The sequence below is a fragment of the Enterobacter sp. J49 genome (assembly GCF_002148625.1).
GTDB classification, from domain to species: Bacteria; Pseudomonadota; Gammaproteobacteria; order Enterobacterales; family Enterobacteriaceae; genus Enterobacter; species Enterobacter ludwigii.
The window spans coordinates 322,452-347,268 of sequence record NZ_MWPY01000035.1; the positions used below are offsets into that span (position 1 = coordinate 322,452).

Below are 24,817 nucleotides of genomic sequence, written 5' to 3' on the forward strand. Positions count from 1 at the left end.
ATCAGGAATTTATCATGAAAATTGTAAGGGAGGCGCTGGCCGGTACGCAGGAGTCCAGCGACCTGATGGTAAAAATTGCCCCCGCTCAGGGTGAGCTGGAAATTATCATCCACAGTGAAGTGATTAAGCAGTTTGGCGAACATATTCGCCAGGTCGTTAACGACACATTGCGCGCCATGAACGTGCACCAGGGATTAATTATTGTTGAAGACAAAGGGGCGCTGGACTGTGTGATCCGCGCCCGCCTGCAAAGCGCGCTCCTGCGCGCAGCCGATGAGCCGACACTCAACTGGGGGGCGCTGAAATGAGCAAACTCCGCCGCAGTATGCTGTTCCTGCCGGGCGCAAACGCCGCCATGCTCTCTACGGCATTTATCTACCGCCCGGACTCCATCATGTTTGACCTTGAAGACGCCGTCGCCCTGCGCGAGAAGGATACCGCGCGCATGCTGGTGTTTCATGCCCTGCAGCACCCGATGTATCAGGATATCGAAACCGTGGTGCGCATTAACCCGCTGAGCACGCCGTTTGGCTTGCTGGATCTGGAAGCCGCCGTGCGGGCAGGGGTGGATGTGATTCGATTGCCGAAAACCGACACCCCGGAGGATATCGATGAGCTGGAAGGGCATCTGGCGCGTATCGAGCGTGAATGCGGGCGCGAGCCGGGCTCGACCCGCGTCATGGCGGCTATTGAATCGGCGATTGGGGTGATTAACGCCGTGGCCATTGCCCGCAGTTCTCCGCGCTTAATCGGGATCGCGCTGGCCGCCTTTGATTATGTGATGGACATGCAGACGGAACGCGGGGATGGCACTGAGCTGTTTTATGCCCGCTGTGCCGTGCTGCACGCCGCCCGCGCCGCGGGTATCGACGCTTTCGACGTGGTGTGGTCGGACGTTAACGATGAAGCCGGCTTCCTGCGCGAGGTCGATTTGATCCGCAAGATGGGCTTTAACGGTAAATCGCTGATTAACCCACGTCAGATTGACCTGTTACATAACGCCTATGCCCCAACCCAGCAGGAAGTGGATCACGCGAAACGGGTGATTGAAGCGGCAGAAGAGGGGGAGCGTAACGGCCTGGGCGTCGTGTCGCTCAACGGCAAAATGGTCGATGCCCCTATTATTAACCACGCGCAGATGGTGCTGGAACGCGCGGCGGCCTCCGGCGTGCGTCGTTAAGGATTACACAATGAATCAGACAGAACTTCTCTATGTGAATTTCCCCCATCTGCGGGACTTAAAACCGTTTGAGGCCGCCCACAGCGCAACGCCATGGCTGAACAGCCCTGACGAAAAACACACCCGTAAGCTCTGTGCTTCGGTCGAAGAGGCGGTGTTACGCAGCGGGTTACAGGACGGGATGACCGTCTCCTTCCACCACGCGTTTCGCGAAGGCGACCGGGTGATCAATACCGTCGTGGCGCTGCTTGCGCGTATGGGCTTTAAAAACCTGACGCTGGCTTCCAGCTCGCTGATGACCTGTAACGACGCGCTGATCGAACACATCGAAAGCGGCGTTATCACCCGGATTTACACCTCCGGTATGCGGGGCAAGCTGGCGGACGCTATCTCACACGGGTTGATGGCCGAGCCGGTACAAATTCACTCCCACGGCGGGCGCGTGAAGCTGTTGCAGGACGGCGAGCTGAATATCGACGTGGCGTTTCTTGGCGTGCCGTGCAGCGATGAATTTGGCAACGCCAACGGCACGCACGGGAAATCGTGCTGCGGCTCGCTTGGCTATGCAATGGTGGACGCGCATTTCGCCCGCAAGGTGGTGCTGCTGACCGAAGAACTGGTACCGTTCCCGAATATGCCCGCCAGCCTGGTGCAGGATCAGGTGGATTACATTGTGCAGGTGGAGAGCGTGGGTGACCCGGCGAAAATCAGCGTCGGTGCAGCTCGCGTGACCAGTAATCCGCGTGAGCTGATGATTGCCCGCTACGCGGCGGATGTGATTGAACATTCAGGCTATTTCAAACCCGGTTTTTCCATGCAGACCGGCTCCGGTGCGGCGGCTACCGCCTGTACCCGCTTTATGGAGGAGAAAATGGAGCGCAGCGGCGTGAAGGCGCGCTTCGCGCTCGGAGGCATTACCGGCAGCCTGGTGGATCTGCACGAGAAAGGCCTGATCGAAAAGCTGCTCGATACCCAGTGTTTCGACGGCGAGGCTGCGGCCTCGCTGGCACGAAATCCGAATCATGTGGAGATCTCCACCAACGTTTATGCCAACCCCGGCAGCAAGGCAGCAAGCTGCGACCAGCTTGATGTGGTGATCCTCAGCGCCCTGGAAATTGACGTCGATTTTAACGTCAATGTTATTACCGGCTCTGACGGCGTAATGCGTGGGGCATCCGGCGGACATTGTGATGTGGCCGCGGCGGCGAACCTGACCATCGTGGTCGCCCCCCTGCTGCGTAGCCGTATTCCAACCGTCGTGAAGCGGGTGACCACCCGGCTGACGCCCGGGGAGAGCATCGACGTGCTGGTTACCGATCACGGCATCGCGGTTAACCCGGCACGCCCGGAAATCCGCGAACGACTGCTTGCCGCAGGCCTCAACGTTGTCGATATCAACGCGCTTTTCGAGCGGGCGATATCACTGACTGGCGTACCAAAACCCATTGAGTTTACCGACAAAATCGTCGGTGTGATCCGCTACCGCGACGGCAGCGTCATCGACACCGTTCGACAGGTGAAGGAGTAATGATGACTGTAGCGACACCCGTGCGGGCGGGTGTCAGCCTGGAGGAGCTGCTGGCGGCGAAAGAGCGCCGTGCAGCACGCCAGACTGACTGGCTCACGCACTATCAACAACCGGTGATTTCTCTCACGCTCGTCACCCCCGGGGAGATCAAAGACAGCCTGCGCTATCGCAATACGATGGGCGTGGCATTGCAGATGTGCGACCAGCTGCTGTGGGAAAACCGCTGGCAGGTGCTGGACCGCCAGGTGCTGTGGCTGCCCACCGGGCCAGAAGCAATCTGGTGCGTGGCGCATCCGGCGGCGGAAATCAAAGCGCACTGTACGGATCTGGAGCAGACTCACCCGCTCGGCAGGCTGTGGGATTTGGATGTGATCTGCCCGGCACAGGGGCATGTGGGGCGCCAGTCTTTAGGGGCACACCTCCGGCGCTGTCTGTTATGTGATGAGCCTGCCCACGCCTGTTCCCGTTCGCGTAAGCATCCTGTAGAGCAGGTGGTGGCTCGCGTGGAGAAGATGATCGATGACTGGTTTGCTCGCGACTAACCCGCAGCCATGCGATGTGCCAGGGCTCGCCGAAGAAGCGTTATGGCAGGAGCTGGCGTTGACGCCCAAGCCGGGTCTGGTGGATAAGCTCAACAACGGTGCACACCGCGATATGGATCACGCGCTGTTTGCCCGCAGTATTGCGGCCATCACCCCGTGGTTTGCGCGCTTTGCAGAGCTGGGTCATACCCATGCGGATAAACCCGCGACGGAACAAATACGGATCATTCGCCCGATGGGCATTGCCTGTGAACAGGCAATGTACGCTGCAACGTGCGGGGTGAACACGCATAAAGGCGGCATTTTTGCCCTCGGTTTGCTGTGCTTTGCCGCCGGACGTGTGAAACACGCCACGGCTGAGAGCCTCTGTAATGAGGTGAGTCACCTCTGTCGCGGGCTGGTGGCGCGTGAGCTGGCGGCCCGCAGTGGACAGGCGACGGCAGGGGAGCGGCAGTTTCAGCAGTATGGTTTAACCGGCGCGCGGGGCGAAGCGGAAAGCGGTTTTGCTACGGTGCGTGCAGCGCTGGCGCAATGGAACGGGCACGCGCTGCATGACCTGCTGCTGCGCCTGATGGCGATGAATCAGGACAGTAACCTGGTGTCGCGCGGCGGTATGGAAGGGCTGCGCTATGTGCAGGGTTATGCGCGGGCATTACTGACGCGTGGCTGGGATCGTGATGCATTAATACAGATGGACAATGCGCTCATTGAACGGAATTTAAGCCCGGGGGGCAGTGCGGATTTATTGTCGGTAGGATGGGTGCTGGCGAAATTACCCCTCTCCTGAAAGGAGAGGGGATCATCATTAATGCGCGATAGGCTGCGCAGCGTGCGGTTCGCGTACGTGCTTGTACTTGAACAGTGCGATAAACGCGAAGAACAGTACCAACGAGTACGCGGCGAAGATAAGCCACACGGGCTGCCAGTTGGTGATGCCGTTAGTGGTGTACATCTCAACCACTTTACCGCTCACCACACCGCCCAGAATACAGCCGAAGCCGTTGGTCATCATCAGGAACATACCCTGAGCACTGGCGCGGATTTCAGGTTTCACCTCTTTTTCCACAAACACCGAACCAGAGATGTTGAAGAAGTCGAAGGCGCAGCCGTAAACAATCATCGACAGAACCAGCAGCACGGTACCGAACGGGCTTGGGTCGCCGTAGGCAAACAGACCGAAGCGCAACATCCATGCAGCGATACTGATCAGCATGACGTTCTTGATGCCGTAGCGGCTCAGGAAGAACGGGATGGTCAGGATGAACAGCGTCTCAGAGATCTGAGAGATGGACATCATCACTGACGCATGTTCAACGATAAAGCTGCCAGAGAACAGCGGGTTATTGTCGAAGCTGTGCAGGAAGGTGTTGCCGAACATGTTGGTGATCTGCAGTTCCGCACCCAGCAGCATGGAGAAGATAAAGAAGATCGCCATACGTTTGTTTTTAAACAGCGCAAAAGCGTCCAGACCGAGCATGGTGCTCCAGCTTTGGTTTTTCTGCTGGTTAGACACCGGAATATGCGGCAGGGTCAGGGTGAACAGCGCCAGCACCACGGAGAGTGCCGCCCCGATGTAGAGCTGCATATGGCTCAGTTCGAAGCCTGCGAAGCTCACGCCCCACATTGCCATGATAAAGCCGATGGTGCCCCAGATACGGATTGGCGGGAAATCGGTGACGATTTCCATACCGGCAGATTTCAGGCGGTAGTAGGAGATGGTGTTGATCAGGCCAAGCGTTGGCATGTAGGCCAGCGAGTTAAACAGGATCACCATGAACATCGCCCCCGGCGTGGTGACCTGGGCTGCCATAAACAGCGTCCCCGCACCCACCAAATGGCAAAGCATGTACAGCCATTTCGCACTTAACCATTTATCCGCCACGATACCCAGCAGCGTTGGCATAAAGACAGCCGCAATGCCGAGCGAGCTGTAGACGGCACCGATAGACGCACCATCGAACTTGAGCGTCACAAACATATAGGAGCCGAGTGTAGTCAGCCAGCTACCCCACAGGCAGAACTGCAGAAACGACAATATTTTAAGCTGCAGCTTAAGGTTCATGTTACTTTCCTCACAAGTGAGCGGGAGATATGTTGTTATAGGAACATTCAGGGTTGTTATTTGATGCAATTCTATCAGCAGGCGAGTTTATGTTTTGTTACCTCCCGCAAAAAAATGCAATCCACATTAATTTGCAGTTTGGATTGTGATGCAAATAACATTTTCGTATGGGTGGGAGCGGGGAGGGTGCGGTCTGATGCCCTCACCCTGGCCCTCTCCCACAGGAAGAGGGCAGGGTAAAGGGTTTAGCGTCGACGGTAGTTTTTTTGCGCCGTGTTCACTTTATACAGATAACGACGCGATTCCGCAGACGGGTGTCGGGTGGTAAGCGTGGAATAGACATCCCCCGGCGCCATACTGTTGATGATATTCGCCGCCTGCACTTTGTCACTCGAGAAGACGCGCAGGACGCTGCCCGCACCGCCGTTATACGCGGTGATCACCGCATAGCGACGTGATGTCGGGTTATCAATTCCACCCAGGTAGACATTGTTGAGCATCGCCAGGTAGGCGGTGCCGGTATCAATGTTGCTTTGTGGATCGAACAGATAACTGCGGCTCGGCGTACCGGATTTACCCTGAGCGCGGAAGACGTCTTTACCTGCGCTGTGCTGCACGACCTGCATCAGTCCCAGCGCGTCGGAACGGCTTACCGCGTACGGGTTAAACGACGATTCGGTCTGCATGATCGCCAGGATCAGCGACTCATCCACGCCGTACTTACGCGAGGCCTGACGTACCATGCCAATGTACTTATGCGCACGTTTGTCGAGGTGGTTCGGCACGAGGTTGATGGTGACGCTGTAGATGATCTTCAGGCCGTTAGAGCGGCTTTTCAGGCGTGTCTGCAGCAGATAATCGGCAAATTTTGTGGCACGCCCTTCCCAGCGAATGGCCTGTCCGGTCTGATCGACAACCTGGCCGTACAGGAACGGTTCTTTGGAGATGGTGATGTCATCGGCGTCGGAGTAGAGATCGATTGAGCCTGGATCGTCACCCATCAGCAAGGTTTTCACGATCGCCTGACGTAACCGTGCGGCAGGTTCGGTGCCTGCGATGGTTTCAACCGTGATAGTCCCCTCATCAAAGTTGATGTGGCTACGGGTCTGATAGGCGTCGGTGTACTTAACGTAGTCCTTAGGTCCGGCAATAAGAACTTCGTTAAATCCCCATATATTTTCGATGTTATGGGCAAACTGCCCCATCAAAATGTCAAAACCGTTGGTGTCCTTTATCCAGGCTTCGTTGTAATCATCGCCTTTTTTGGAAGAACAAGAGACAAGCAACGGCGCAACAAGGGCTAGCGCTAAAAATTTTTTCATCATTCCGGGAGTGCGTGTTGTGTTTGCTTGTACGGCGGAGTTGCCCCCGCACGCTGTTATTTTTCCGGCGGCGTATAGCCTTCGATGTGGACGTCTTTGCCTTCGAACAGGAAGTTCACCATCTCCTGTTCAAGCAGTTTGCGGTGCTCCGGGTTCATCATGCTGAGTTTCTTCTCGTTGATCAGCATGGTCTGTTTTTTCTGCCACTGTCCCCAGGCTTCTTTGGAAATTTCGTTATAGATGCGCTTACCCAGTTCGCCCGGATAAAGCTGGAAATCCTGGCCTTCAGCGTCACGCTGCAGGAAAGTACAAAAAATAGTTCTGGCCATACTCATTCCTCTGTTGGTGGCTGATGCTAAACCATTGCACCGGCACGTAATTGCTGTAACAGGCGCTCCACGGGAGCCGCCAGCCCGACTGATGGCGGTTGCGCTAAGTTATACCAGAGAGCCGTTCCTTCATCCATGCAGGCGGTGATTGAGGACACGGGAAGCCACATCGGTACAATATCGAGATGGAAATGGCTAAAGGTATGACGAAACGCGGTCAGCTGCGTCAGGTTATCGGCAGCGATGCCGCGCTGTTTAAGCCATTCCCGTAACAATTCTTCATCTTCAAACTGTGGGAAGCAGTATAGACCACCCCACAGGCCGCTCGGCGGCCGCTGCGCCAGAAAGACGCCATCGCCATGCTGCATCAACAGCATGTAGCCGGTGCGCTCTGGCAGCGTCTGCTTTGGCTTTTTGCCCGGATACTGCGCCCATGAATGGTTCGCATAAGCCACGCAGAGATTATTGACCGGGCAAAGTTCGCATTTCGGTTTTGATCGCGTGCAGACCATGGCCCCCAGGTCCATCATCGCCTGGTTAAAGCGCTCCACGCCTTTTGCCGGCGTAACCGCTTCGCTGATCTCCCACAGCCGTTTTTCGACCTCTTTTTTTCCCGGCCAGCCGTCAACGGCATAGCATCGTGCGAGGACGCGCTTCACGTTGCCGTCGAGGATCGGGAAATGCTTGCCTAAAGACAGGGAGAGGATTGCGCCAGCGGTTGAACGTCCGACGCCCGGCAAATCAGCCACTTCATCGAAGGTTTCCGGAAATGTGCCGTGGTGTCGGGTCGCCACCTGCTGCGCGGCTTTATGCAAATTGCGCGCACGGGCGTAGTAACCGAGACCGGTCCACAGGTGCAGCACCTCGTCTAATGGCGCATTGGCCAGGTCGGTCACCGTTGGGAAACGTGCCATAAAGCGCTCGAAGTAAGGAATCACCGTGGCGACCTGCGTTTGTTGCAACATCACTTCGGAGAGCCATACTTTGTAAGGCGTTTTTTCAATTTGCCAGGGCAGGGTTTTACGCCCGTATTTGTCGTACCAGTCCAGCACCTGGGCTGAAAATTGAGAGGCTTGCATGGTCATCGATTCGCATAATCAGGGACGCCGATTGCAGCACAGCGTCAATCTGCTGTAAACCGGATCTTTCCCATGCTTGCATAGAAGCCTTAACTTTGGATAATGCCCGTTTCCCGAACATTCTCACAAGCAGACAACTCTTTTATGAAAAACGACGTCATTTCACCGGAATTTGATGAAAACGGTCGCCCGCTGCGCCGTATTCGCAGCTTTGTCCGCCGTCAGGGTCGCCTGACCAAAGGGCAGCAACATGCGCTGGACAACTACTGGCCGGTGATGGGCGTTGAGTTCAGCGAGCAGCCTCTGGACTTTACCGAGCTGTTTGGCCGCGACGCGCCGGTAACACTGGAGATTGGCTTCGGTATGGGGTCTTCACTGGTTACCATGGCCCACGCGCGCCCGGAGCAAAATTTCCTCGGCATTGAGGTGCACTCACCAGGCGTAGGCGCATGTCTGGCAACGGCTCATGAAGAGGGCGTTGAGAACCTGCGCGTTATGTGTCACGACGCGGTTGAAGTGCTGCACAAAATGATTCCTGACAATTCTTTGACCATGGTTCAGCTCTTTTTCCCTGACCCGTGGCACAAAGCACGGCATAATAAACGCCGTATCGTTCAGGCGCCGTTTGCTGAGCTGGTAAAAAGTAAGCTGAAACTGGGCGGTGTCTTCCATATGGCGACCGACTGGGAACCTTATGCGGAACATATGCTGGAAGTCATGTCGTCTCTGGACGGGTATAAAAACCAGTCTGCAAGCAACGACTATGTACCGCGTCCCGATTCACGTCCGGTGACAAAATTTGAACAGCGTGGCCATCGTCTTGGTCACGGCGTATGGGACTTAATGTTCGAGAGGGTGAAATAATGGCAAAGAATCGTAGCCGTCGTCTGCGTAAAAAAATGCACATCGAAGAATTCCAGGAAGTGGGCTTCTCCGTTGCGTGGCGTTTCCCGGAAGGCACCAGCGTAGACCAGATCGATCAGGACGTAGATGCGTTCATTAATGAAGTGATCGAGCCAAACAACCTGGCCTTTGATGGTAGCGGTTATCTGGCATGGGAAGGTCTGATCTGCACCCAGGAAGTCGGTAAATGCACCGAAGAACATCAGGCGCTTGTACGCAAATGGCTTGAAGACCACAAACTGGAAGATGTCCGCGTCAGCGAACTTTTTGACGTTTGGTGGGACTAATTAAGCAGTAAGGGGCCAGCATTAGCTGGCCCATTTTGTCTGAGGGAGTGTTTAAGATGCGCAAAACGTTGCTGGCTGTTGCCTTAATGGCAACCGGATTCACCGCTCATGCGGAGTATAAATGTAGCGTCACCCCGCGTGATGACGTGGTGTTAAGCCCGCAAACCGTGCAGGTCAAAGGCGAGAACGGTCATCTGGTGATTACGCCGGACGGGAACGTCACATTTAACGGTAAACAGTACAACCTGACCCCCGCTCAGCGTGAGCAGGCGAAAGACTACCAGGCCGATTTGCGTACCGCGCTGCCGTGGATTGATGAAGGTGCCCTGACGCGCGTAGAGAAGAGCCGCGTCGCGCTGGATAAGATCATCACCAAAGAGGTGGGAGAGAGCAGTAACATGCGCACCCGCCTGACGAAGCTCGACAAACAGCTGAAAGAGCAGATGAACCGCATTATTGAGCATCGCTCCGACGGCCTGACGTTCCATTACAAGGCAATCGATCAGGTTCGTGCCGACGGTCAGCAGCTGGTGAACCAGGCAATGGGTGGCATCCTGCAGGACAGCATTAACGAGATGGGGGCTAAAGCGGTGCTGAAAGGCGGCGGTAACCCACTGCAGGGCGTGCTCGGTAGCCTGGGTGGGCTGCAGACCTCGATTCAGAACGAGTGGAAGAACCAGGAAGACGATTTCCAGCAGTTCGGCAAAGACGTCTGTAAACGCGTGGTGTCGCTGGAAGATAGCCGCAAGGCGCTGGTGGGGACGCTGAAGTAATTTCCCCTCACCCTAACCCTCTCCCCAAAGGGGCGAGGGGATGGTTTGCTCCCTTTCCCTTTTAGAGAGAAGGCCGGGGTGAGGGTTGCAGCATTTGCAGTGTTTCAAGGATCTTTTCTAACACCGCTTCTTCGTTATTCCAGAGTTCGTTGTTCCAAAATCGAATGACATACCAGCCTTTCTCGTTAAGCCAGCACGTTCTTTGACGATCGTATTCCTGCTTTTCATCATGTTGCCCGCCATCCAGTTCAATAGCCAGATGAGCCGCACAGCAGGCGAAATCCAGAATGTAGTGATCTACAGGATGTTGTCGACGAAATTTATAATTTTCGAAACGGCGGCTGCGCAGTAGATACCAAAGCCGTCTTTCTTCTTTTGTCAGCTCCCGTCTGAGCTGTTTTGCATAAGTTCGAGTAATATCCATCCCCACACTCTGCCAGCCTTTCCCTCAGCCGGCAGAATGGGGTGCAAAATCCTGAATCAGCCTTCAGGAATCTTCTGCGAGGAACAACTCAAGCAGGGAGTTTAAAAACAGTTTGCCGTGCTCGGTGATCTGCCAGTAATCCTCACACTCGGTGAGATATCCCTGCGCCAGCGCCTCGTCAATCTGCGGACGAATCGTGGCTTCCGGCAATCCGGTATAACGCGCAAACTCCGCACGTGGTGCGGGTTCCAGCAAGCGGAAGCGGTTCATAAAGAACTCAAACGGTTTATCCGCCGCCTCAACATCATGCTGACGTTCAAGGTAGCGGCCTTCCATGTAACCACGCGGATGACGCGTTTTGGCGGTACGCAGGATGCGCCCGTCAGGGAAGGTCACTTTACCGTGTGCGCCACAGCCAATCCCCAGATAATCACCAAAGCGCCAGTAGTTCAGGTTGTGCTGACACTGGTAACCCGGCTTCGCGTATGCGGAGGTTTCGTATTGCTGATAACCTGCCGCGGTCAAAAGCTGATGACCTTGCTCAAAGATATCCCACAGGGCGTCATCATCCGGCAGCACCGGCGGACGGGAACCAAACAGCGTGTTTGGCTCAATAGTCAGCTGATACCATGAGAGATGCGGTGGGTTAAGCGCGATCGCCTGACGCAGATCGTCCAGCGCTTCCTCCAGCGACTGGTCCGGCAGACCGTGCATCAAATCCAGGTTAAAGCTGCGCAGACCTAAGCCAGTGGCCAGGTTTGCCGCGCGCTTTGCCTCTTCCGGGCCGTGAATGCGTCCCAGACGTTTCAGCTTCGGCTCGCTAAAGCTCTGGACACCGATCGAGATGCGGTTCACGCCTGCACGTTGATAATCGACAAAACGGTCGGCTTCAACGGTGCCGGGGTTGGCTTCCATTGTTATTTCAGCATCCGCGGCCAGGTTCAGGCGCGCACGCACGCCGTCCAGCAGCGTTTGCATCGCCGGGCCAGAAAGCAGGCTCGGCGTACCGCCACCAATGAAAATGGTCTTAACTTCACGTCCCTGTGCGTAAGGTACATCGGCATCCAGGTCGGCCAGCAGATGCGCAACGTAGTCATCATGCGGCACTTCACCTTTCAGCGCGTGCGAGTTGAAATCGCAGTACGGGCATTTCTGCACGCACCACGGGATGTGAATATAAAGACTCAGAGGCGGCAAATTAGCCATTACGCAGTGCTTCCAGTAACAGTTTCAGGGCGCGTCCACGGTGGGAAATCGCGCTTTTCTCTTCGCGGGACAGTTCCGCAGCGGTTTTGCCCTCAGACGGGACAAAGAAAATCGGGTCGTAGCCAAAGCCACCACAGCCTGCCGCTTCACGGGTAATCACACCCGGCCAGCTGCCGTGGCAGACGACTGGCGTAGGGTCTTCGGCATGACGCAGATAGACCAGTACGCAGTGGAACTGAGCCTGGCGTTTATCATCTGGCACGTCTTTCAGCGCGACAAGCAGCTTTTCCAGATTCTGCTGGTCGGTGGCATCGACGCCTGAATAGCGTGCGGAGTAGATACCCGGCGCACCGCCAAGGGCATCTACCGCCAGACCGGAGTCGTCGGCAATCGCGGGCAAACCGGTAATCTGTGCGGCATGGCGCGCTTTCAGGATCGCGTTTTCGATAAACGTCAGCCCTGTCTCTTCGGCGGAATCCACACCCAGTTCGGTCTGTGCAACAACATCCAGTCCAAAATCATTTAATAGCGAGGCCAGCTCGCGCACTTTACCGGCGTTACCGGTAGCGAGAACAACTTTCTGCATGGTTTAATCCTGCTCTGTCAGCGCCGCGACTTCCGTCGGGATAGATTGCGGGTTGAGAATTTTTACCTGTTTATGCCGCCCAAGTTCACCTTTCTCGATGATCACCTGGCTTTTGGCGACACGAAACTGTTTTGCCAGATATTTGGTCAGATGCGCATTCGCCTGGCCATCAACCGGTGGGGCAGTGATGGCGACTTTTAGCTCGTCGCCATGCAGTCCAACAATACTGTCACGGCTGGCTTTCGGCTGAATATACAGCCGTAAAACCAGCCCGTCAGCGCAAGTGCTCACTGCACTCATAGCGCCATCCACAGCCCCGGCAGCAGCATATCGCCCGTGGACTGTAACAGCTCAGCGATCCCCATATTCACGACGTACAGCAGCAGAACCAGGATCATCGGAGAGAAATCGATGCCGCCCATCGACGGAAGCAGGTTACGGATTGGACGCAGCAGCGGCTCAGCCAGCTGAATTAACGCGTACTCCACCGGGCTACGGCCCTGGCTTACCCAGCTCATGATCGCCATGACCAGCAGCACCCAGAAGATCAGCAGACCGACGGTTTTTATCAGGATCAGTACGGCGGCAATCCAGATTATCGGCTGGAAGGTGATAACCATAAACAGCACAATCGCTTTGATAACGCTCAGAATAAACGCGACCAGCAGAGAAGCACTGTCAATGGGGCCCATCGCCGGAATGACGCGACGCAGCGGTCCTACGATAGGTTGCGTGATTTTCACGACAAACTGCGAGAACGGATTGTAAAAATCACAGCGGGCCCACTGCATCCAGACGCGCAGTAACAGCGCCATCGTATACAGCTCAATGACCGTTGAAAGCAGGAAAGTCAACGTCTTCATGGCGTTCCTCAGGTTTCCTTATTATTGGGTGTAATCGCGCGCACCGAAAATTGCCGTGCCGATGCGCACCATAGTGCTGCCTGCCGCGATGGCGGCTTCCATATCATCCGACATGCCCAGAGAAAGCGTGTCTACCGTTTGATAGCGCGCTTTAAGCGCCTCAAATGCTACAGCCATTTGCTGTGCCACGGCAAACTGCCTTTCATAACTTGACTCCGGTGCCGGGATGGCCATCAACCCGCGCAGGGTTAAGCGCGGCAGTGCCGCGACGTCTGCTGCCAGCGCATCCAGTTCTTCCAGCGCAATACCGGACTTGCTGTTTTCGTCACTGATGTTGACCTGAATCAGCACATTCAGCGGCGGTAACGCTTCAGGGCGCTGGTCGTTCAGGCGCGAAGCAATACGCAAACGGTCAATGGTATGGCACCAGTCGAAATGTTCAGCGACCAGACGGCTTTTGTTCGACTGCAAGGGGCCAATAAAGTGCCATTGCAGATCCGTCTTCCCCTGTTCCTGGAAGAAGCGAATTTTATCCACGCCCTCCTGCACGTAGTTTTCACCAAACGCATGCTGACCCGCCTCAATCGCATCTGCGATGGCGCTCGCAGGCTTGGTTTTACTCACTGCAAGTAACGTAATTTCTTCTGAAGCACGGCCGCAACGTGTTGCTGCAGCTGAGATTTTGTCCCGGACCTGTGCCAGGTTGTGCGCAATGTCGTTCATTTTCCGAGGAGTATTGTATGGATGTGGAAGAAATTGTGGCCCTTAGTGTAAAGCATAATGTCTCCGATCTACACCTGTGCAGTGATTCGCCACCGCGCTGGCGCAGATCAGGTCGTCTTGAACCCGCGCCGTTTCCGCCTCCCGAAGTCGATACGCTATTAAAAGCGTGGCTTAACGACGAACAGCAGGGAACGTGGTGGGCGAACGGGCAGGTGGATTTTGCCGTCACCCTGGCGGGCAATCAGCGCCTGCGCGGAAGCGCGTTTAAACAGACAAGCGGCGTCTCTATGACGCTGCGGCTGTTGCCCGGGGTCTGCCCGCAACTCTCCGCGTTGGGGGTGCCCCGGGTTGTTCCTGAGCTGTTATCCAGTGACAACGGGTTGATCCTGGTCACCGGGGCAACCGGCAGCGGTAAGTCCACTACGCTGGCAGCGATGGTAGATTTTCTTAATCACCATACTGACGGGCATATTCTGACGCTCGAAGACCCGGTGGAGTTTCTGTACCAGAGCGAACGTTGCCTGATCCAGCAGCGCGAGATTGGCCAACACAGCCCGTCATTTGCCGACGCGCTGCGCGGGGCGTTACGCCAGGATCCTGATGTCATACTGCTGGGTGAGCTGCGCGACAGTGAAACAATCCGCCTCGCGCTGACGGCGGCAGAAACCGGACATCTGGTGCTCGCGACACTGCATACTCGCGGGGCAGCGCAGGCGATTGAGCGGCTGGTTGATACGTTTCCGGCGCAGGAGAAAGATCCGGTGCGTAATCAGCTGGCCGGCAGCCTGCGGGCGGTGCTGGCGCAAAAGCTCCTCCCCGATGCGCAGGGCGGGCGCGTGGCGCTTTATGAGCTGCTGGTGAATACTCCGGCGGCGGCGAATCTCATTCGCGAAGGAAAAACGTGGCAATTGCCCGGTATTATTCAAACCGGCCAGCAGGCGGGGATGCAGAACTTTGACCAGAGCCTGGCTGAAAGACGGGCGCAGGGGCAACTCCAGGCCCCGGCGCTCAATAACCCTGTTCGAAATAGCTTTCGAGAATGATGACAGCGGACGCGGAGTCAACGCTGCCTTTGTTGAGAGCCCTGAAGCCGCCGTGTTCAAAAAGACCTGCACGTGCTTCAACGGTACTCAGACGCTCGTCGTGGAGCTTCACGGAGACGCCAAAGCGGCCATGGATTTTATTGGCGAACTTCCGCGCTCGGGCGGTAAGCGGTTGTTCAGTGCCATCCATGTTCAGCGGTAACCCAACGATGACGTCATCCGGCTGCCACTCTTTTAGCAGGCGCTCGATGAGGTTCCAGTCCGGTGTGCCGTCACTGGCCTTCAGGGCCGTGAGCGGGCGTGCGGTACCCGTGATTCGCTGACCCACGGCGACGCCTATGCTTTTGGTGCCAAAATCGAAGGCCAGAAGTGTTCCGCTCATCAGGCATGCCCCGCTACGCCAGGCATAGTCAGGATATCAATGCCGATCAGTTTTGCGGCGTCACGCCAGCGATCGGCAATAGGGGTTTTAAACAGAATGTTCATGTCCGCAGGCGCGGTCAGCCAGGCGTTATCGAGGATCTCTTGCTCAAGCTGGCCTTTCTCCCAGGAGGAGTAGCCCAGGGCCACCAGCACTTCCGACGGCTGCTCAGCGGTACCCAGCGTTTCGAGCACGTCGCGAGAGGTCGTAATGACGGTGTTGTCAGAGATGCGAATACTGGAAGAGAAGACCGGCGGCGTATGCAGGATAAAACCGCGATCCTCTGCGAGTGGCCCGCCCAGCATCACCGGTTTATCAAGCCTGATTTCCGGCAGACGCTCTTCAGCCGAAATTTTCAGCTTGTCCAGAATCCCTTCAACCTGCAGGTTTTCCAGCGGTTTGTTGATGATAATGCCCATCGCGCCGTCTTCATTGTATTCACAAATATAAACCACGGCGCGGCGAAAAATCGGATCCTGGAGAGCAGGCATGGCAATAAGAAAGTGATGCTGTAAATTCATTGTCAGAGGTACTGTTTCCTGGTTTAAAAAGCGACAGCCCCAGTATGCGGACAAACCGGGGTGCTGTCACTAATAGTATTGAAAGGTTATTTCTGTAAACGTTTCTCGATGGCGTCCATCAGCATTCCGGTGATCGAAATCGGGAATTCCGCTTCGATTTCACGAATACAGGTTGGGCTGGTCACGTTCACTTCGGTCAGGCGATCGCCGATGATATCCAGGCCGACAAAAATCAGGCCCTTGGCTTTCAGTGTCGGGCCAACGCGGCGGGCAATTTCCCAGTCGCTTTCACTTAACGGGCGCGGCTCACCGCGGCCACCGGCCGCCAGGTTACCGCGGGTTTCGCCGCCCTGCGGGATACGCGCGAGGCAATACGGCACCGGTTCACCATCCACCACCAGAACGCGTTTATCGCCATCTTTAATGGCCGGGAGGTAGTTTTGTGCCATGCAGTAACGCGTGCCCAGCTCGGTCAGCGTTTCGGCAATCACCCCAATATTCGGGTCGCTCTCTTTCACGCGGAAAATAGATGCGCCACCCATGCCGTCCAGCGGTTTCATGATGATGTCGCCGTGTTTCTGCCAGAACGCTTTCAGCTGTGCCTTGTTGCGGGTCACCAGCGTTTCAGGCGTCAGGTCAGAGAACCATGCGGTATAGAGCTTCTCGTTACAGTCGCGCAGGCTTTGCGGTTTGTTGACGATCAGCGTTCCTTTCTCTTCCGCGCGCTCAAGGATATAGGTGGAGTAGATGTATTCGGTGTCGAACGGAGGGTCTTTACGCATCAGAATGACATTGAGGTCGGCAAGGGCAATATCCTGCTCGGTGCCGAATTCATACCATTTGTCGTAATTCTGCTCGACGTTAACGATGCGGGTGCGTGCGCGGGCTTCACCGTTGATCAGGTAAAGATCGTTCATCTCCATGTAGTGGAGTTCATAGCCGCGACGCTGCGCTTCCAGCAGCATCGCGAAGCTGGAATCTTTCTTGATGTTAATGTTTGCGATGGGATCCATCACGATGCCGAGCTTGATCATTTTCATCTCCGTTAAAAGCCTGAGGGCTCAGGCTTAGCGTTAACCCAGATCGCCAAAACGCACCTGTAGCGCGGTAATGGCTGTGAGTGCCGTTGTCTCAGTACGCAGAACGCGAGGTCCCAACAGAATATCAGTAAACTGGTAACGCGCCGTCATGGCAATTTCGTCAGCGGACAAGCCGCCTTCCGGACCAATCAGCAGGCGAACACGTTCAACGGGTAGCGGCAGCGTATTGATGCTGGCGCTGGCGCGTGGATGGAGATTGAGCTTCAGCCCGCTTTCCTCTTCAGCACACCAGTCCTCCAGATCCATCGCCGGGCGGATCTCCGGAATACGGTTGCGGCCACTCTGTTCACAGGCAGCAATGGTAATTTTCTGCCACTGCTGGATCTTTTTATTCAGACGTTCCGCATCCAGTTTAACGCCACAGCGCTCAGAAAAAAGTGGCGTAATGAGGCTTACACCCAGTTCAATGGATTTCTGGATGGTGAACTCCATCTTTTCTCCGCGCGACATCACCTGTCCCAGGTGTATGTGCAGCGGAGATTCACGGTCATCCACTTCGCCGCGCAATATCGTTACATGCACGCTTTTTTTATCAGCACGCGTAATTTCCGCGTCGAAAACCTGATTAGAACCATCAAACAGCTGAATAGCTTGTCCTGCTCCCATGCGCAGTACGCGACCAACATGGTTGGCGGCATCGTCAGAGAGGGCAATTTCGCGGCCGACGGTAATCAGCTCCGGGTGGTAGATGCGAGGAATGCGCATAGTCAGAAATTCCATATGTCATGCGGTGTAAGCGAATTGCCGCTAGTGTAGGTTAGCTCTTTTGCGCCTGGCAAGCCCGCTGGACGTAAGGGTTGTGATTACCCTGAACTTTCGCGATGCGCGCGTCACGCTGGCATTCCCATTCCGTCACCGGATATTGCTTGTCCCATGCGTTGAACAGCTGCGTCTGCTGGCGGGAAAGGTTGAGGTCGTAACGGTCACGCATATAGAAATAGGTGCGGGCGATACTGCCGCGCGCGCGGGCCGGGGGCTCAGCGACTTTCTCTTTAAAATCAACCTTCATGCCGCACTGGCCGTACTGACCCTCTCCGCCGTTCCACTGGCTGTACATAAAGTTGCCGCGATCGCCATTCACCTCGCCAACCGCGGGTTGCAGGTTGTGCATATCGCTTTCCATCTGGCGATAGACCGGATCTTTGGCGCAATTTTTACGACCGCCATCCTGCCAGCACTGACGCTGGTGGCCAAACTGCCATGCCGGCACCACATGTTCCCACTCGATGCGGCTGGCGCGGTTTTCATTCTTACGCACTTTATAGCCGCAGGATTCGAGATCAACGATCCCTTTTTTACCCTGCCAGTTAATCTTACAGCCGCAATAAAAATCACCGGGAACATCCGCGTTGACCTTTACGCCTGCCGCTTTTGCCTGGGAGAAACTGTTAATACCGTCGGCCAGAGCCTGGCCGGAGAGTGCTGTCGCCAGAAAAGCGACCGCGAGAGAAAAATTACGGGACATCTTACACTCCGTGTCAAAACGAGCCCGCAACGTAACGAATGTTGTTCCTGTATGCAATCAGTCAGATCAGGAAAGTTCCTGAAAGTTCAGTTGGTTATTCCGCGACCAGCGGTTCACCACATTTGACGCAACGGTAGGTGGCCTCGCCGCGCACCACGCGATTATGACGGCGAACGGTAAGCTGATGCTGCTGACACTGGCAGCGGTAGGGGAAGGTATTGCGGCGTACCGACTCAAGTTCAAACTGATGGGTTCTGCGTGCCGGAACGCCCAGCACGACTTCCATCATCCACTTCCACTCTTTGCCGTGGGGTGCCACGCGGCCAAAGTGTTTCCATACCAGCAGGTGCGCCAGCTCGTGTGGCACCACTTCCTCAATAAACGCCTGCTGATTTTCCAGCATCAGCACCGGGTTCAGGCGGATCTCATAGGATTCGAGCCACGCCGTGCCCGCCGCCGTGCCACGCTGTTGGTAGACGAGTTTCGGCTCAGGGTAATTCCGGCCGAGTTTCAGGTTGGCCTGGGCGAGTTTTTCCCGCAGGCTGCGCATAACGGCTTGCTGAAGGGCGATGGGGAGACGGGGTGCTTTCATAGGGGCAGAGCATAAAGCGCGAAGCGGGGAGGTGCAAGAGGCACCTCCCGCCAGAGAATTAGTCGTGTGCGCCAATCTCGCGCAGTGGACGACCTTTCATCAGGTTACGTTCAATATGTTCCAGTGACACGTGTTTGGTTTCAGGAACCAGCCACAGCGTCAGAACAATAAAGAAGATGTTCAGGCCGGAGTAGACCCAGAAGGTGTTCGCGTTGCCCAGCGTATTGAGCATGGTCAGGAACGTCGCACCGACAATCATGTTGGCAATCCAGTTGGTCGCGGTGGAGCAGGTGATACCGAAATCACGCCCTTTCAGCGGCTGGATTTCAGAGCACAGCACCCAAATCAGCGGACCGGCGCTCATCGCAAACCCGACGATAAACATCAGCAGCATGCCCACTGCGAAATACTGGGCGGTTGGAGAGTGAATCCCCACGTGCATCATCGTGCCGAGAACACCCATACCGGCGGCCATCACCAGGAAGCCCAGCGTCAGGGTTGGCTTACGGCCCCAGCGGTCCACCAGACCGATAGCAATAAAGGTCGCCAGAACGTTGGTCAGCCCCACGATGACGGTCCCCCACATCTGCTCGGTGGTGTTGGTATACCCCGCCAGTTCAAAGATTTTTGGCGCGTAGTACATGATGACGTTCATCCCAGTGAACTGCTGCATCACCTGCAGGAGCACGCCCAGGAATACCGCACGACGGAAGTTGCTGTTCTCTTTAAACAGCGTCCAGCCTGACTGTTTTACCTTCAGGCTCTCGCGGATCTCTTCCAGTTCGTTTTTGGCTTCCGCGCTGGTATCGCGCAGTCGCAGCAGCACGCGCTCGGCATCGACGAAACGACGCTTCGCTGCAAACCAGCGTGGGCTGTCCGGCAGGAAGAAAACGCCAATCAGCAGCAGAATGGCAGGGATAATGATCACGCCAAGCATCCAGCGCCATGCGCCGCTGTAGCTGAACGCGGTATCGGAAAGGTAAGCTCCGAGGATGCCGATGGTGATCATCAGCTGGTACATCGAAATCATACTGCCACGGATTTTCTCGGGTGCGATTTCAGAGAGATAGAGTGGGGCGGTATACGACGCCACACCCACGGCCAGGCCAAGCAGTACACGGGAAAGCAGCAATACCTCAACGTTTGGAGCCGCTGCTGAGAAGAGAGAACCGGCAACAAACAGGATTGCACCGATCATCAGGCTCTTTTTGCGGCCCAGCCTGAAAGAGAGCCAGCCGCTGCCCACGGCACCCACGGCCGCACCAAACATCATGGAACTTACTACCCACTCCTGGGTGTGAGCGCTTATCTGGAACTCTTCAGTGATAAAGGGTAACGCACCGGCAATCACGCCAATGTCCAGGCCAAAAAGTAATCCTGCCAGGGCGGCGAGGAAGCAGACGAAAAATGTCATCGCCTTATTGGACGTACGCCCCTGTTTTTTATTGTCAGGCATTATGCCCTCCAGTTGGGTTATCAGTTTTATCGATGTTAAGGGTAAGTGAGCAACCCGTATAAATATGTGAGATAAATCACATTGGTGTAATCGGTTACACTGGTGTGCAACCGTAAATAAAATTAAAGCTTTGAAAATATAGAGGTAAATTAGTTGATGCGCATCGCGTTTGAATGAATTTCAGACTTAACTGAAAGGAAATGTAACAGCATAAGACATGCGATCATGCAAAGAGATTATTCTGAAAGCGAGGTATATCGGGCGGGGTGTAATCGGTTTCACGCAAAGCGCAATGTCAGGCTCTCTGGCTGACAAAAGCAAAAGGCCAGCACGGGGCTGGCCTTTTTTAACATTCGCTGTCAGTCGATTATTTCAGACCGGCAGCTTCACGCAGCAGAGCGGCTTTGTCGGTTTTTTCCCATGGGAAATGTTCACGACCAAAGTGACCGTATGCAGCGGTTTCTTTGTAGATTGGGTGCAGCAGATCCAGCATCTGAATCAGACCGTATGGGCGCAGGTCGAAGAACTCGCGCACCAGCAGTGTCAGTTGCTCGGATGGCACTTTCTCAGTACCAAAGGTTTCAACCATGATGGAGGTCGGTTCAGCCACGCCGATAGCGTAGGAAACCTGAATCTCACAGCGGTCAGCCAGGCCAGCAGCAACGATGTTTTTCGCAACATAACGCGCAGCGTACGCAGCAGAACGGTCAACTTTAGACGGGTCTTTACCGGAGAAGGCACCGCCACCGTGACGTGCCATGCCGCCGTAGGTATCAACGATGATTTTACGGCCGGTCAGACCGCAGTCACCCATTGGGCCGCCGATAACAAAGCGTCCGGTTGGGTTGATGAAGTATTTGGTTGCGGAGCTCAGCCATTCAGTTGGCAGAACCGGCTTGATGATCTCTTCCATCACTGCTTCCTGCAGGGATTTCTGGTCGATCTCTTCGGAATGCTGAGTAGACAGAACGACCGCGTCAATACCGACGATTTTGCCGTCGTCGTACTGGAAGGTCACCTGGCTTTTCGCATCAGGACGCAGCCACGGCAGGGTGCCATTCTTGCGCACTTCAGCCTGACGCTGCACCAGACGGTGTGCGTAGGTCACGGGCGCTGGCATCAGCACGTCAGTTTCGTTGGTTGCATAACCAAACATCAGGCCCTGGTCGCCCGCGCCCTGTTCCAGCGGATCGGCACGGTCAACGCCCTGGTTGATGTCCGGAGACTGTTTGCCAATTGCGCTCAGTACCGCGCAAGAGTTGGCATCAAAGCCCATATCAGAATGGACATAACCGATCTCACGAACCGTGTTACGGGTAATCTCTTCGATATCCACCCATGCGCTGGTGGTGATCTCACCGCCAACCAGAACCATGCCGGTTTTGACGTAGGTTTCACACGCGACGCGCGCTTTTGGATCCTGCGTCAGGATCGCATCAAGCACCGCATCGGAGATTTGGTCAGCAATTTTATCTGGATGTCCTTCTGATACGGACTCGGACGTAAACAGGTGTTTTGCCATGTTTTATTTCACCTAAAAGGAATTTGTTTAGCTCAAGCTGCTGTGTGGAATAGCCAAAGGAGATAATTCTACCAAGGCCTGCAGGTTAATGACACTGGCAGTCTGAGTGTTAATCAGTATGGATGGATTAACATCTGGATGGCTATTTTAGGTCAGTTCTTCGCCCGATTTCCAGTTTTTTTTGACTAACCTCTCACTGAGTTGAATTCGCTGCTGGAAATTTTTCCTGACGACGCTGGCAACCCGCGCATTTATCTTTTGCAATTTACCCCTGTTCTCGGTATAAAACGCGGCGCGCGGCTCATACCAATAAGCGCTCGATGAACTCATCGTGTCGCCACTTCCAGCCGGGTTAAGCAGTGAACTTTTAGCTTTGGCTTGTGGTCCGTTTCAGCAGGAGCGGCCGTGGAGGTGATACGAGATAATGAACCAGTGTTTTCCGCTAATTCAGCGCAGCCGTTCTGGCGCGTATTTGATTCCCGCAACCCGCATTTCTAATCTGCAAACCTGCCGATGTTATACCCATCTCGGGGCTTCTCAGGATTCCAGGGCCGGTCACGCTTTGTGAAAACTGAACAAGGGCGCTCTTGTTAAGACAAGAGTTTTCTCGTGGTTTCGCCGAACGTTGTCATAATTAAGTTCGGACACGTGTTTACAATGATATGAATATGAAACCGGTCGCACGGTCTGGTTTTCAGCATAGTCTGCTGGGAAATGGATCCGTTTATGGGTTGTTATCGCCGTATAACGCTGCGATAGTAGTCAACTGTTTTACACTTAATACAAAGAGTTGAGGTTCGCTATGTCTGACGACATGTCTTCGCTTTCGCCTTCGTCAGCGGGCGAACAGGGTGTACTACGTTCCATGCAGGAGGTTGCGATGAGCTCCCAGGAAGCCAGCAAGATGCTGCGCACTTACAATATTGCCTGGTGGGGCAATAACTACTACGACGTCAACGAACTGGGCCATATCAGCGTTTGCCCGGATCCTGACGTTCCTGAAGCGCGCGTGGATCTCGCCAAACTGGTGAAAGCACGCGAGGCGCAGGGCCAGCGTTTGCCTGCACTGTTCTGCTTCCCGCAGATCCTGCAACATCGTCTGCGTTCCATTAACGCCGCGTTTAAACGCGCGCGTGAATCTTACGGCTATAAAGGCGATTACTTCCTGGTTTACCCTATCAAGGTGAACCAGCACCGCCGCGTGATTGAATCCCTGATCCACTCCGGTGAACCGCTGGGCCTGGAAGCGGGTTCCAAAGCGGAGCTGATGGCCGTGCTGGCACATGCTGGCATGACCCGTTCGGTGATCGTCTGTAACGGTTATAAAGACCGTGAATACATTCGTCTGGCGCTGATTGGCGAAAAGATGGGCCACAAGGTCTATCTGGTTATCGAGAAGATGACAGAGATCGCTATCGTGCTGGAAGAGGCGGAGCGTCTGAACGTTATCCCGCGTCTGGGCGTGCGTGCGCGTCTGGCGTCGCAGGGTTCCGGTAAATGGCAGTCCTCAGGCGGCGAAAAATCCAAATTTGGTCTCGCGGCGACCCAGGTTCTGCAGCTGGTTGAGATTCTGCGTGAGCGTGGTCGTCTGGACAGCATTCAGCTGTTGCACTTCCACCTCGGCTCGCAGATGGCCAACATTCGCGACATTGCCACCGGCGTACGCGAATCAGCACGTTTTTACGTTGAGCTGCACAAGCTTGGCGTAAACATTCAGTGCTTCGACGTGGGCGGTGGTCTGGGCGTGGATTATGAAGGTACCCGCTCGCAGTCCGACTGTTCCGTGAACTACGGCCTGAACGAATATGCCAATAACATCATCTGGGCGATTGGCGATGCCTGTGAAGAGCACGGCCTGCCGCACCCAACGGTGATCACCGAGTCTGGCCGCGCGGTTACCGCACACCACACCGTGCTGGTATCGAACATTATCGGCGTTGAACGCAGTGAAATTTCCGAGGTAACCCCGCCAGCTGAGGACGCGCCTCGTGCGCTGCAAAGCATGTGGGAGACCTGGCAGGAGATGCACGAGCCGGGTACCCGCCGTTCGCTGCGCGAGTGGCTGCACGACAGCCAGATGGATCTGCATGATATTCATGTGGGGTATTCATCGGGCACGTTCAGCCTGCAGGAACGCGCATGGGCAGAACAGCTTTATCTGAACATGTGCCACGACGTACAGCAGCAGCTGGACCCGAGCAACCGTGCTCACCGTCCGATTATTGACGAACTGCAGGAGCGCATGGCGGACAAAATGTACGTCAACTTCTCGCTGTTCCAGTCGATGCCGGATGCCTGGGGTATCGATCAGCTGTTCCCGGTTCTGCCGCTGGAAGGGCTGAACCACGCCCCGGAACGTCGTGCGGTGCTGCTGGATATCACCTGCGACTCCGACGGTGCTATCGATCACTACGTCGACGGCGACGGTATCGCGACCACGATGCCTATGCCAGAGTACGATCCGGAGAACCCGCCGATGCTGGGCTTCTTCATGGTCGGTGCTTATCAGGAGATCCTCGGCAACATGCATAACCTGTTCGGTGATACCGAAGCGGTTGACGTGTTTGTCTTCCCTGACGGCAGCGTGGAAGTTGAGCTGTCCGACGAAGGGGACACCGTGGCGGATATGCTCGAATACGTTCAGCTGGATCCGAAAAAGCTGCTGACCCAGTTCCGTGACCAGGTGAAAAATACCGGTCTGGACGATGCGCTGCAGCAGCAGTTCCTGGAAGAGTTTGAAGCGGGTCTTTACGGATACACCTATCTGGAAGACGAGTAAGTAAACCTGCCTCTCTCTGTTGGAGAGGGGCGGCGTGAGGGCAAGGGGCAATACCCTCGCCTATACTCACTTGAACCCGTATGAATTAGCGGCGATAATTCGCCCCAATAA

30 protein-coding genes are annotated in these 24,817 nt (G+C 55.4%); 11 read left to right on the forward strand and 19 right to left on the reverse strand.

Going from position 1 to position 24,817, the window contains the following annotated elements; all coding sequences use genetic code 11:
- Positions 1 to 14 precede the first annotated feature (14 nt).
- The 5 genes from citD to citG are packed head-to-tail and all read left to right on the forward strand — an operon-like array spanning position 15 to position 4,037.
- Complete coding sequence (citD, locus tag BJP35_RS17760; RefSeq protein ID WP_020883681.1) at positions 15 to 308, forward strand: citrate lyase acyl carrier protein; 294 nt, start codon at positions 15 to 17, stop codon at positions 306 to 308.
- Positions 305 to 1,180, forward strand: coding sequence for a citrate (pro-3S)-lyase subunit beta (gene citE, locus BJP35_RS17765; RefSeq protein WP_014171585.1), 876 nt, complete (start codon positions 305 to 307; stop codon positions 1,178 to 1,180). Before citD ends, citE begins: the two co-directional genes overlap by 4 nt.
- Positions 1,181 to 1,190: 10 nt before the next feature.
- Positions 1,191 to 2,708 carry a citrate lyase subunit alpha gene (gene citF, locus BJP35_RS17770; RefSeq protein WP_086463448.1) on the forward strand — a complete coding sequence of 506 codons (1,518 nt, stop codon included), beginning with the start codon at positions 1,191 to 1,193 and terminating at the stop codon, positions 2,706 to 2,708.
- A 2-nt stretch (positions 2,709 to 2,710) separates the two neighbouring features.
- Positions 2,711 to 3,250 carry a citrate lyase holo-[acyl-carrier protein] synthase gene (gene citX, locus BJP35_RS17775; RefSeq protein ID WP_086463449.1) on the forward strand — a complete coding sequence of 180 codons (540 nt, stop codon included), beginning with the start codon at positions 2,711 to 2,713 and terminating at the stop codon, positions 3,248 to 3,250.
- Positions 3,228 to 4,037 carry a triphosphoribosyl-dephospho-CoA synthase CitG gene (gene citG / locus BJP35_RS17780; protein WP_086463450.1) on the forward strand — a complete coding sequence of 270 codons (810 nt, stop codon included), beginning with the start codon at positions 3,228 to 3,230 and terminating at the stop codon, positions 4,035 to 4,037. Before citX ends, citG begins: the two co-directional genes overlap by 23 nt.
- Positions 4,038 to 4,055: 18 nt before the next feature.
- Here the strand turns inward: citG and BJP35_RS17785 are convergent, their stop codons facing one another.
- From BJP35_RS17785 to mutY, 4 genes are all read right to left on the reverse strand, one after another.
- Entirely contained in the window at positions 4,056 to 5,312 is a 1,257-nt protein-coding gene (locus BJP35_RS17785; protein WP_020883685.1) for a nucleoside permease, read from the reverse strand.
- 245 nt (positions 5,313 to 5,557) lie between these two features.
- Positions 5,558 to 6,634, reverse strand: coding sequence for a membrane-bound lytic murein transglycosylase MltC (gene mltC, locus BJP35_RS17790; RefSeq protein ID WP_025203253.1), 1,077 nt, complete (start codon positions 6,632 to 6,634; stop codon positions 5,558 to 5,560).
- A gap of 56 nt (positions 6,635 to 6,690) precedes the next feature.
- A complete protein-coding gene (locus BJP35_RS17795; RefSeq protein WP_013098674.1) occupies positions 6,691 to 6,963 on the reverse strand; it encodes an oxidative damage protection protein in 273 nt (90 codons plus the stop codon).
- A gap of 26 nt (positions 6,964 to 6,989) precedes the next feature.
- Positions 6,990 to 8,042 (reverse strand): A/G-specific adenine glycosylase, encoded by a 1,053-nt coding sequence (gene mutY / locus BJP35_RS17800; protein WP_020883686.1) that lies wholly within the window; start codon positions 8,040 to 8,042, stop codon positions 6,990 to 6,992.
- A 144-nt stretch (positions 8,043 to 8,186) separates the two neighbouring features.
- On the opposite strand from mutY, the gene trmB reads away from it, so the two are divergent.
- From trmB to BJP35_RS17815, 3 genes are read left to right on the forward strand one after another with little or no spacing between them, the layout of a single operon-like run.
- Complete coding sequence (trmB, locus tag BJP35_RS17805; RefSeq protein ID WP_020883687.1) at positions 8,187 to 8,906, forward strand: tRNA (guanosine(46)-N7)-methyltransferase TrmB; 720 nt, start codon at positions 8,187 to 8,189, stop codon at positions 8,904 to 8,906.
- Positions 8,906 to 9,232, forward strand: a complete 327-nt coding sequence (locus BJP35_RS17810; RefSeq protein ID WP_086463451.1) for a YggL family protein — start codon at positions 8,906 to 8,908, stop codon at positions 9,230 to 9,232. The genes trmB and BJP35_RS17810 overlap by 1 nt, the downstream gene beginning before the upstream one ends.
- Before the next feature lie 56 nt (positions 9,233 to 9,288).
- The gene (locus tag BJP35_RS17815; RefSeq protein ID WP_020883689.1) at positions 9,289 to 10,005 is read left to right on the forward strand and encodes a DUF2884 domain-containing protein; all 717 of its coding nucleotides are present in this window, start codon (positions 9,289 to 9,291) and stop codon (positions 10,003 to 10,005) included.
- Between the two features lie 61 nt (positions 10,006 to 10,066).
- On the opposite strand, the gene BJP35_RS17820 is transcribed toward BJP35_RS17815, so the two are convergent.
- From BJP35_RS17820 to BJP35_RS17845, 6 genes are all read right to left on the reverse strand, one after another.
- Positions 10,067 to 10,429, reverse strand: coding sequence for an endonuclease domain-containing protein (locus tag BJP35_RS17820; RefSeq protein ID WP_047743623.1), 363 nt, complete (start codon positions 10,427 to 10,429; stop codon positions 10,067 to 10,069).
- A gap of 63 nt (positions 10,430 to 10,492) precedes the next feature.
- A complete protein-coding gene (hemW, locus tag BJP35_RS17825; RefSeq protein ID WP_014171573.1) occupies positions 10,493 to 11,635 on the reverse strand; it encodes a radical SAM family heme chaperone HemW in 1,143 nt (380 codons plus the stop codon).
- On the reverse strand, positions 11,628 to 12,221 hold the full coding sequence (locus tag BJP35_RS17830; RefSeq protein ID WP_086463452.1) for an XTP/dITP diphosphatase: 594 nt from the start codon (positions 12,219 to 12,221) through the stop codon (positions 11,628 to 11,630). The genes hemW and BJP35_RS17830 overlap by 8 nt, the downstream gene beginning before the upstream one ends.
- 3 nt (positions 12,222 to 12,224) lie before the next feature.
- Positions 12,225 to 12,521, reverse strand: a complete 297-nt coding sequence (gene yggU / locus BJP35_RS17835) for a DUF167 family protein YggU (RefSeq protein WP_014885193.1) — start codon at positions 12,519 to 12,521, stop codon at positions 12,225 to 12,227.
- The gene (locus BJP35_RS17840; protein WP_014171570.1) at positions 12,518 to 13,084 is read right to left on the reverse strand and encodes a YggT family protein; all 567 of its coding nucleotides are present in this window, start codon (positions 13,082 to 13,084) and stop codon (positions 12,518 to 12,520) included. Before BJP35_RS17840 ends, yggU begins: the two co-directional genes overlap by 4 nt.
- A gap of 21 nt (positions 13,085 to 13,105) precedes the next feature.
- Complete coding sequence (locus BJP35_RS17845) at positions 13,106 to 13,807, reverse strand: YggS family pyridoxal phosphate-dependent enzyme (RefSeq protein WP_044865459.1); 702 nt, start codon at positions 13,805 to 13,807, stop codon at positions 13,106 to 13,108.
- A 17-nt stretch (positions 13,808 to 13,824) separates the two neighbouring features.
- Here BJP35_RS17845 and BJP35_RS17850 point away from each other — a divergent pair, with 17 nt between their 5' ends.
- On the forward strand, positions 13,825 to 14,850 hold the full coding sequence (locus BJP35_RS17850; protein WP_032678947.1) for a type IV pilus twitching motility protein PilT: 1,026 nt from the start codon (positions 13,825 to 13,827) through the stop codon (positions 14,848 to 14,850).
- On the opposite strand, the gene ruvX is transcribed toward BJP35_RS17850, so the two are convergent.
- The 9 genes from ruvX to BJP35_RS24320 all read right to left on the reverse strand — a co-directional run bounded on the left by ruvX (position 14,816) and on the right by BJP35_RS24320 (position 22,257).
- Positions 14,816 to 15,232, reverse strand: a complete 417-nt coding sequence (ruvX, locus tag BJP35_RS17855) for a Holliday junction resolvase RuvX (protein ID WP_014171567.1) — start codon at positions 15,230 to 15,232, stop codon at positions 14,816 to 14,818. The genes BJP35_RS17850 and ruvX overlap by 35 nt on opposite strands.
- Entirely contained in the window at positions 15,232 to 15,792 is a 561-nt protein-coding gene (locus BJP35_RS17860) for a YqgE/AlgH family protein (RefSeq protein WP_020883695.1), read from the reverse strand. Before BJP35_RS17860 ends, ruvX begins: the two co-directional genes overlap by 1 nt.
- An 86-nt stretch (positions 15,793 to 15,878) precedes the next feature.
- Positions 15,879 to 16,826: a glutathione synthase gene (gshB, locus tag BJP35_RS17865; protein WP_086463453.1), complete on the reverse strand. Its 948-nt coding sequence runs from the start codon at positions 16,824 to 16,826 to the stop codon at positions 15,879 to 15,881.
- A gap of 39 nt (positions 16,827 to 16,865) precedes the next feature.
- A complete protein-coding gene (gene rsmE / locus BJP35_RS17870; protein WP_086463454.1) occupies positions 16,866 to 17,597 on the reverse strand; it encodes a 16S rRNA (uracil(1498)-N(3))-methyltransferase in 732 nt (243 codons plus the stop codon).
- 52 nt (positions 17,598 to 17,649) lie between these two features.
- Positions 17,650 to 18,357, reverse strand: coding sequence for a deoxyribonuclease I (gene endA, locus BJP35_RS17875; RefSeq protein ID WP_020883698.1), 708 nt, complete (start codon positions 18,355 to 18,357; stop codon positions 17,650 to 17,652).
- 94 nt (positions 18,358 to 18,451) lie between these two features.
- A complete protein-coding gene (locus BJP35_RS17880; RefSeq protein ID WP_086463455.1) occupies positions 18,452 to 18,949 on the reverse strand; it encodes a SprT family zinc-dependent metalloprotease in 498 nt (165 codons plus the stop codon).
- Between the two features lie 58 nt (positions 18,950 to 19,007).
- The gene (gene galP / locus BJP35_RS17885; protein WP_086463456.1) at positions 19,008 to 20,405 is read right to left on the reverse strand and encodes a galactose/proton symporter; all 1,398 of its coding nucleotides are present in this window, start codon (positions 20,403 to 20,405) and stop codon (positions 19,008 to 19,010) included.
- A gap of 367 nt (positions 20,406 to 20,772) precedes the next feature.
- On the reverse strand, positions 20,773 to 21,927 hold the full coding sequence (metK, locus tag BJP35_RS17890; RefSeq protein ID WP_014171559.1) for a methionine adenosyltransferase: 1,155 nt from the start codon (positions 21,925 to 21,927) through the stop codon (positions 20,773 to 20,775).
- A gap of 147 nt (positions 21,928 to 22,074) precedes the next feature.
- Positions 22,075 to 22,257, reverse strand: a complete 183-nt coding sequence (locus BJP35_RS24320; RefSeq protein WP_143349638.1) for a hypothetical protein — start codon at positions 22,255 to 22,257, stop codon at positions 22,075 to 22,077.
- Positions 22,258 to 22,589: 332 nt separating this feature from the next.
- Here BJP35_RS24320 and yqgB point away from each other — a divergent pair, with 332 nt between their 5' ends.
- Together yqgB and speA are read left to right on the forward strand one after the other, a co-directional pair.
- Positions 22,590 to 22,721 carry an acid stress response protein YqgB gene (gene yqgB, locus BJP35_RS17900; protein WP_071605459.1) on the forward strand — a complete coding sequence of 44 codons (132 nt, stop codon included), beginning with the start codon at positions 22,590 to 22,592 and terminating at the stop codon, positions 22,719 to 22,721.
- 8 nt (positions 22,722 to 22,729) lie between these two features.
- Positions 22,730 to 24,706 carry a biosynthetic arginine decarboxylase gene (gene speA / locus BJP35_RS17905; RefSeq protein WP_020883700.1) on the forward strand — a complete coding sequence of 659 codons (1,977 nt, stop codon included), beginning with the start codon at positions 22,730 to 22,732 and terminating at the stop codon, positions 24,704 to 24,706.
- Positions 24,707 to 24,817 lie beyond the last annotated feature (111 nt).

Coding starts and splice junctions, on each gene's coding strand:
- citF (WP_086463448.1), top strand. CDS start 1,191: ATGAATCAGACAGAACTTCTCTATGTGAATTTCCCCCATCTGCGGGAC.
- mltC (WP_025203253.1), bottom strand. CDS start 6,634: ATGAAAAAATTTTTAGCGCTAGCCCTTGTTGCGCCGTTGCTTGTCTCT.
- speA (WP_020883700.1), top strand. CDS start 22,730: ATGTCTGACGACATGTCTTCGCTTTCGCCTTCGTCAGCGGGCGAACAG.
- BJP35_RS17845 (WP_044865459.1), bottom strand. CDS start 13,807: ATGAACGACATTGCGCACAACCTGGCACAGGTCCGGGACAAAATCTCA.
- BJP35_RS17815 (WP_020883689.1), top strand. CDS start 9,289: ATGCGCAAAACGTTGCTGGCTGTTGCCTTAATGGCAACCGGATTCACC.
- BJP35_RS17795 (WP_013098674.1), bottom strand. CDS start 6,963: ATGGCCAGAACTATTTTTTGTACTTTCCTGCAGCGTGACGCTGAAGGC.
- BJP35_RS17810 (WP_086463451.1), top strand. CDS start 8,906: ATGGCAAAGAATCGTAGCCGTCGTCTGCGTAAAAAAATGCACATCGAA.
- yggU (WP_014885193.1), bottom strand. CDS start 12,521: ATGAGTGCAGTGAGCACTTGCGCTGACGGGCTGGTTTTACGGCTGTAT.
- citG (WP_086463450.1), top strand. CDS start 3,228: ATGACTGGTTTGCTCGCGACTAACCCGCAGCCATGCGATGTGCCAGGG.
- citE (WP_014171585.1), top strand. CDS start 305: ATGAGCAAACTCCGCCGCAGTATGCTGTTCCTGCCGGGCGCAAACGCC.
- trmB (WP_020883687.1), top strand. CDS start 8,187: ATGAAAAACGACGTCATTTCACCGGAATTTGATGAAAACGGTCGCCCG.
- mutY (WP_020883686.1), bottom strand. CDS start 8,042: ATGCAAGCCTCTCAATTTTCAGCCCAGGTGCTGGACTGGTACGACAAA.
- ruvX (WP_014171567.1), bottom strand. CDS start 15,232: ATGAGCGGAACACTTCTGGCCTTCGATTTTGGCACCAAAAGCATAGGC.
- yqgB (WP_071605459.1), top strand. CDS start 22,590: ATGAATATGAAACCGGTCGCACGGTCTGGTTTTCAGCATAGTCTGCTG.
- galP (WP_086463456.1), bottom strand. CDS start 20,405: ATGCCTGACAATAAAAAACAGGGGCGTACGTCCAATAAGGCGATGACA.
- BJP35_RS17830 (WP_086463452.1), bottom strand. CDS start 12,221: ATGCAGAAAGTTGTTCTCGCTACCGGTAACGCCGGTAAAGTGCGCGAG.
- rsmE (WP_086463454.1), bottom strand. CDS start 17,597: ATGCGCATTCCTCGCATCTACCACCCGGAGCTGATTACCGTCGGCCGC.
- metK (WP_014171559.1), bottom strand. CDS start 21,927: ATGGCAAAACACCTGTTTACGTCCGAGTCCGTATCAGAAGGACATCCA.
- citD (WP_020883681.1), top strand. CDS start 15: ATGAAAATTGTAAGGGAGGCGCTGGCCGGTACGCAGGAGTCCAGCGAC.
- BJP35_RS17850 (WP_032678947.1), top strand. CDS start 13,825: ATGGATGTGGAAGAAATTGTGGCCCTTAGTGTAAAGCATAATGTCTCC.
- gshB (WP_086463453.1), bottom strand. CDS start 16,826: ATGATCAAGCTCGGCATCGTGATGGATCCCATCGCAAACATTAACATC.
- BJP35_RS17860 (WP_020883695.1), bottom strand. CDS start 15,792: ATGAATTTACAGCATCACTTTCTTATTGCCATGCCTGCTCTCCAGGAT.
- BJP35_RS17820 (WP_047743623.1), bottom strand. CDS start 10,429: ATGGATATTACTCGAACTTATGCAAAACAGCTCAGACGGGAGCTGACA.
- BJP35_RS17785 (WP_020883685.1), bottom strand. CDS start 5,312: ATGAACCTTAAGCTGCAGCTTAAAATATTGTCGTTTCTGCAGTTCTGC.
- hemW (WP_014171573.1), bottom strand. CDS start 11,635: ATGGCTAATTTGCCGCCTCTGAGTCTTTATATTCACATCCCGTGGTGC.
- BJP35_RS17880 (WP_086463455.1), bottom strand. CDS start 18,949: ATGAAAGCACCCCGTCTCCCCATCGCCCTTCAGCAAGCCGTTATGCGC.
- BJP35_RS24320 (WP_143349638.1), bottom strand. CDS start 22,257: ATGAGTTCATCGAGCGCTTATTGGTATGAGCCGCGCGCCGCGTTTTAT.
- endA (WP_020883698.1), bottom strand. CDS start 18,357: ATGTCCCGTAATTTTTCTCTCGCGGTCGCTTTTCTGGCGACAGCACTC.
- BJP35_RS17840 (WP_014171570.1), bottom strand. CDS start 13,084: ATGAAGACGTTGACTTTCCTGCTTTCAACGGTCATTGAGCTGTATACG.
- citX (WP_086463449.1), top strand. CDS start 2,711: ATGACTGTAGCGACACCCGTGCGGGCGGGTGTCAGCCTGGAGGAGCTG.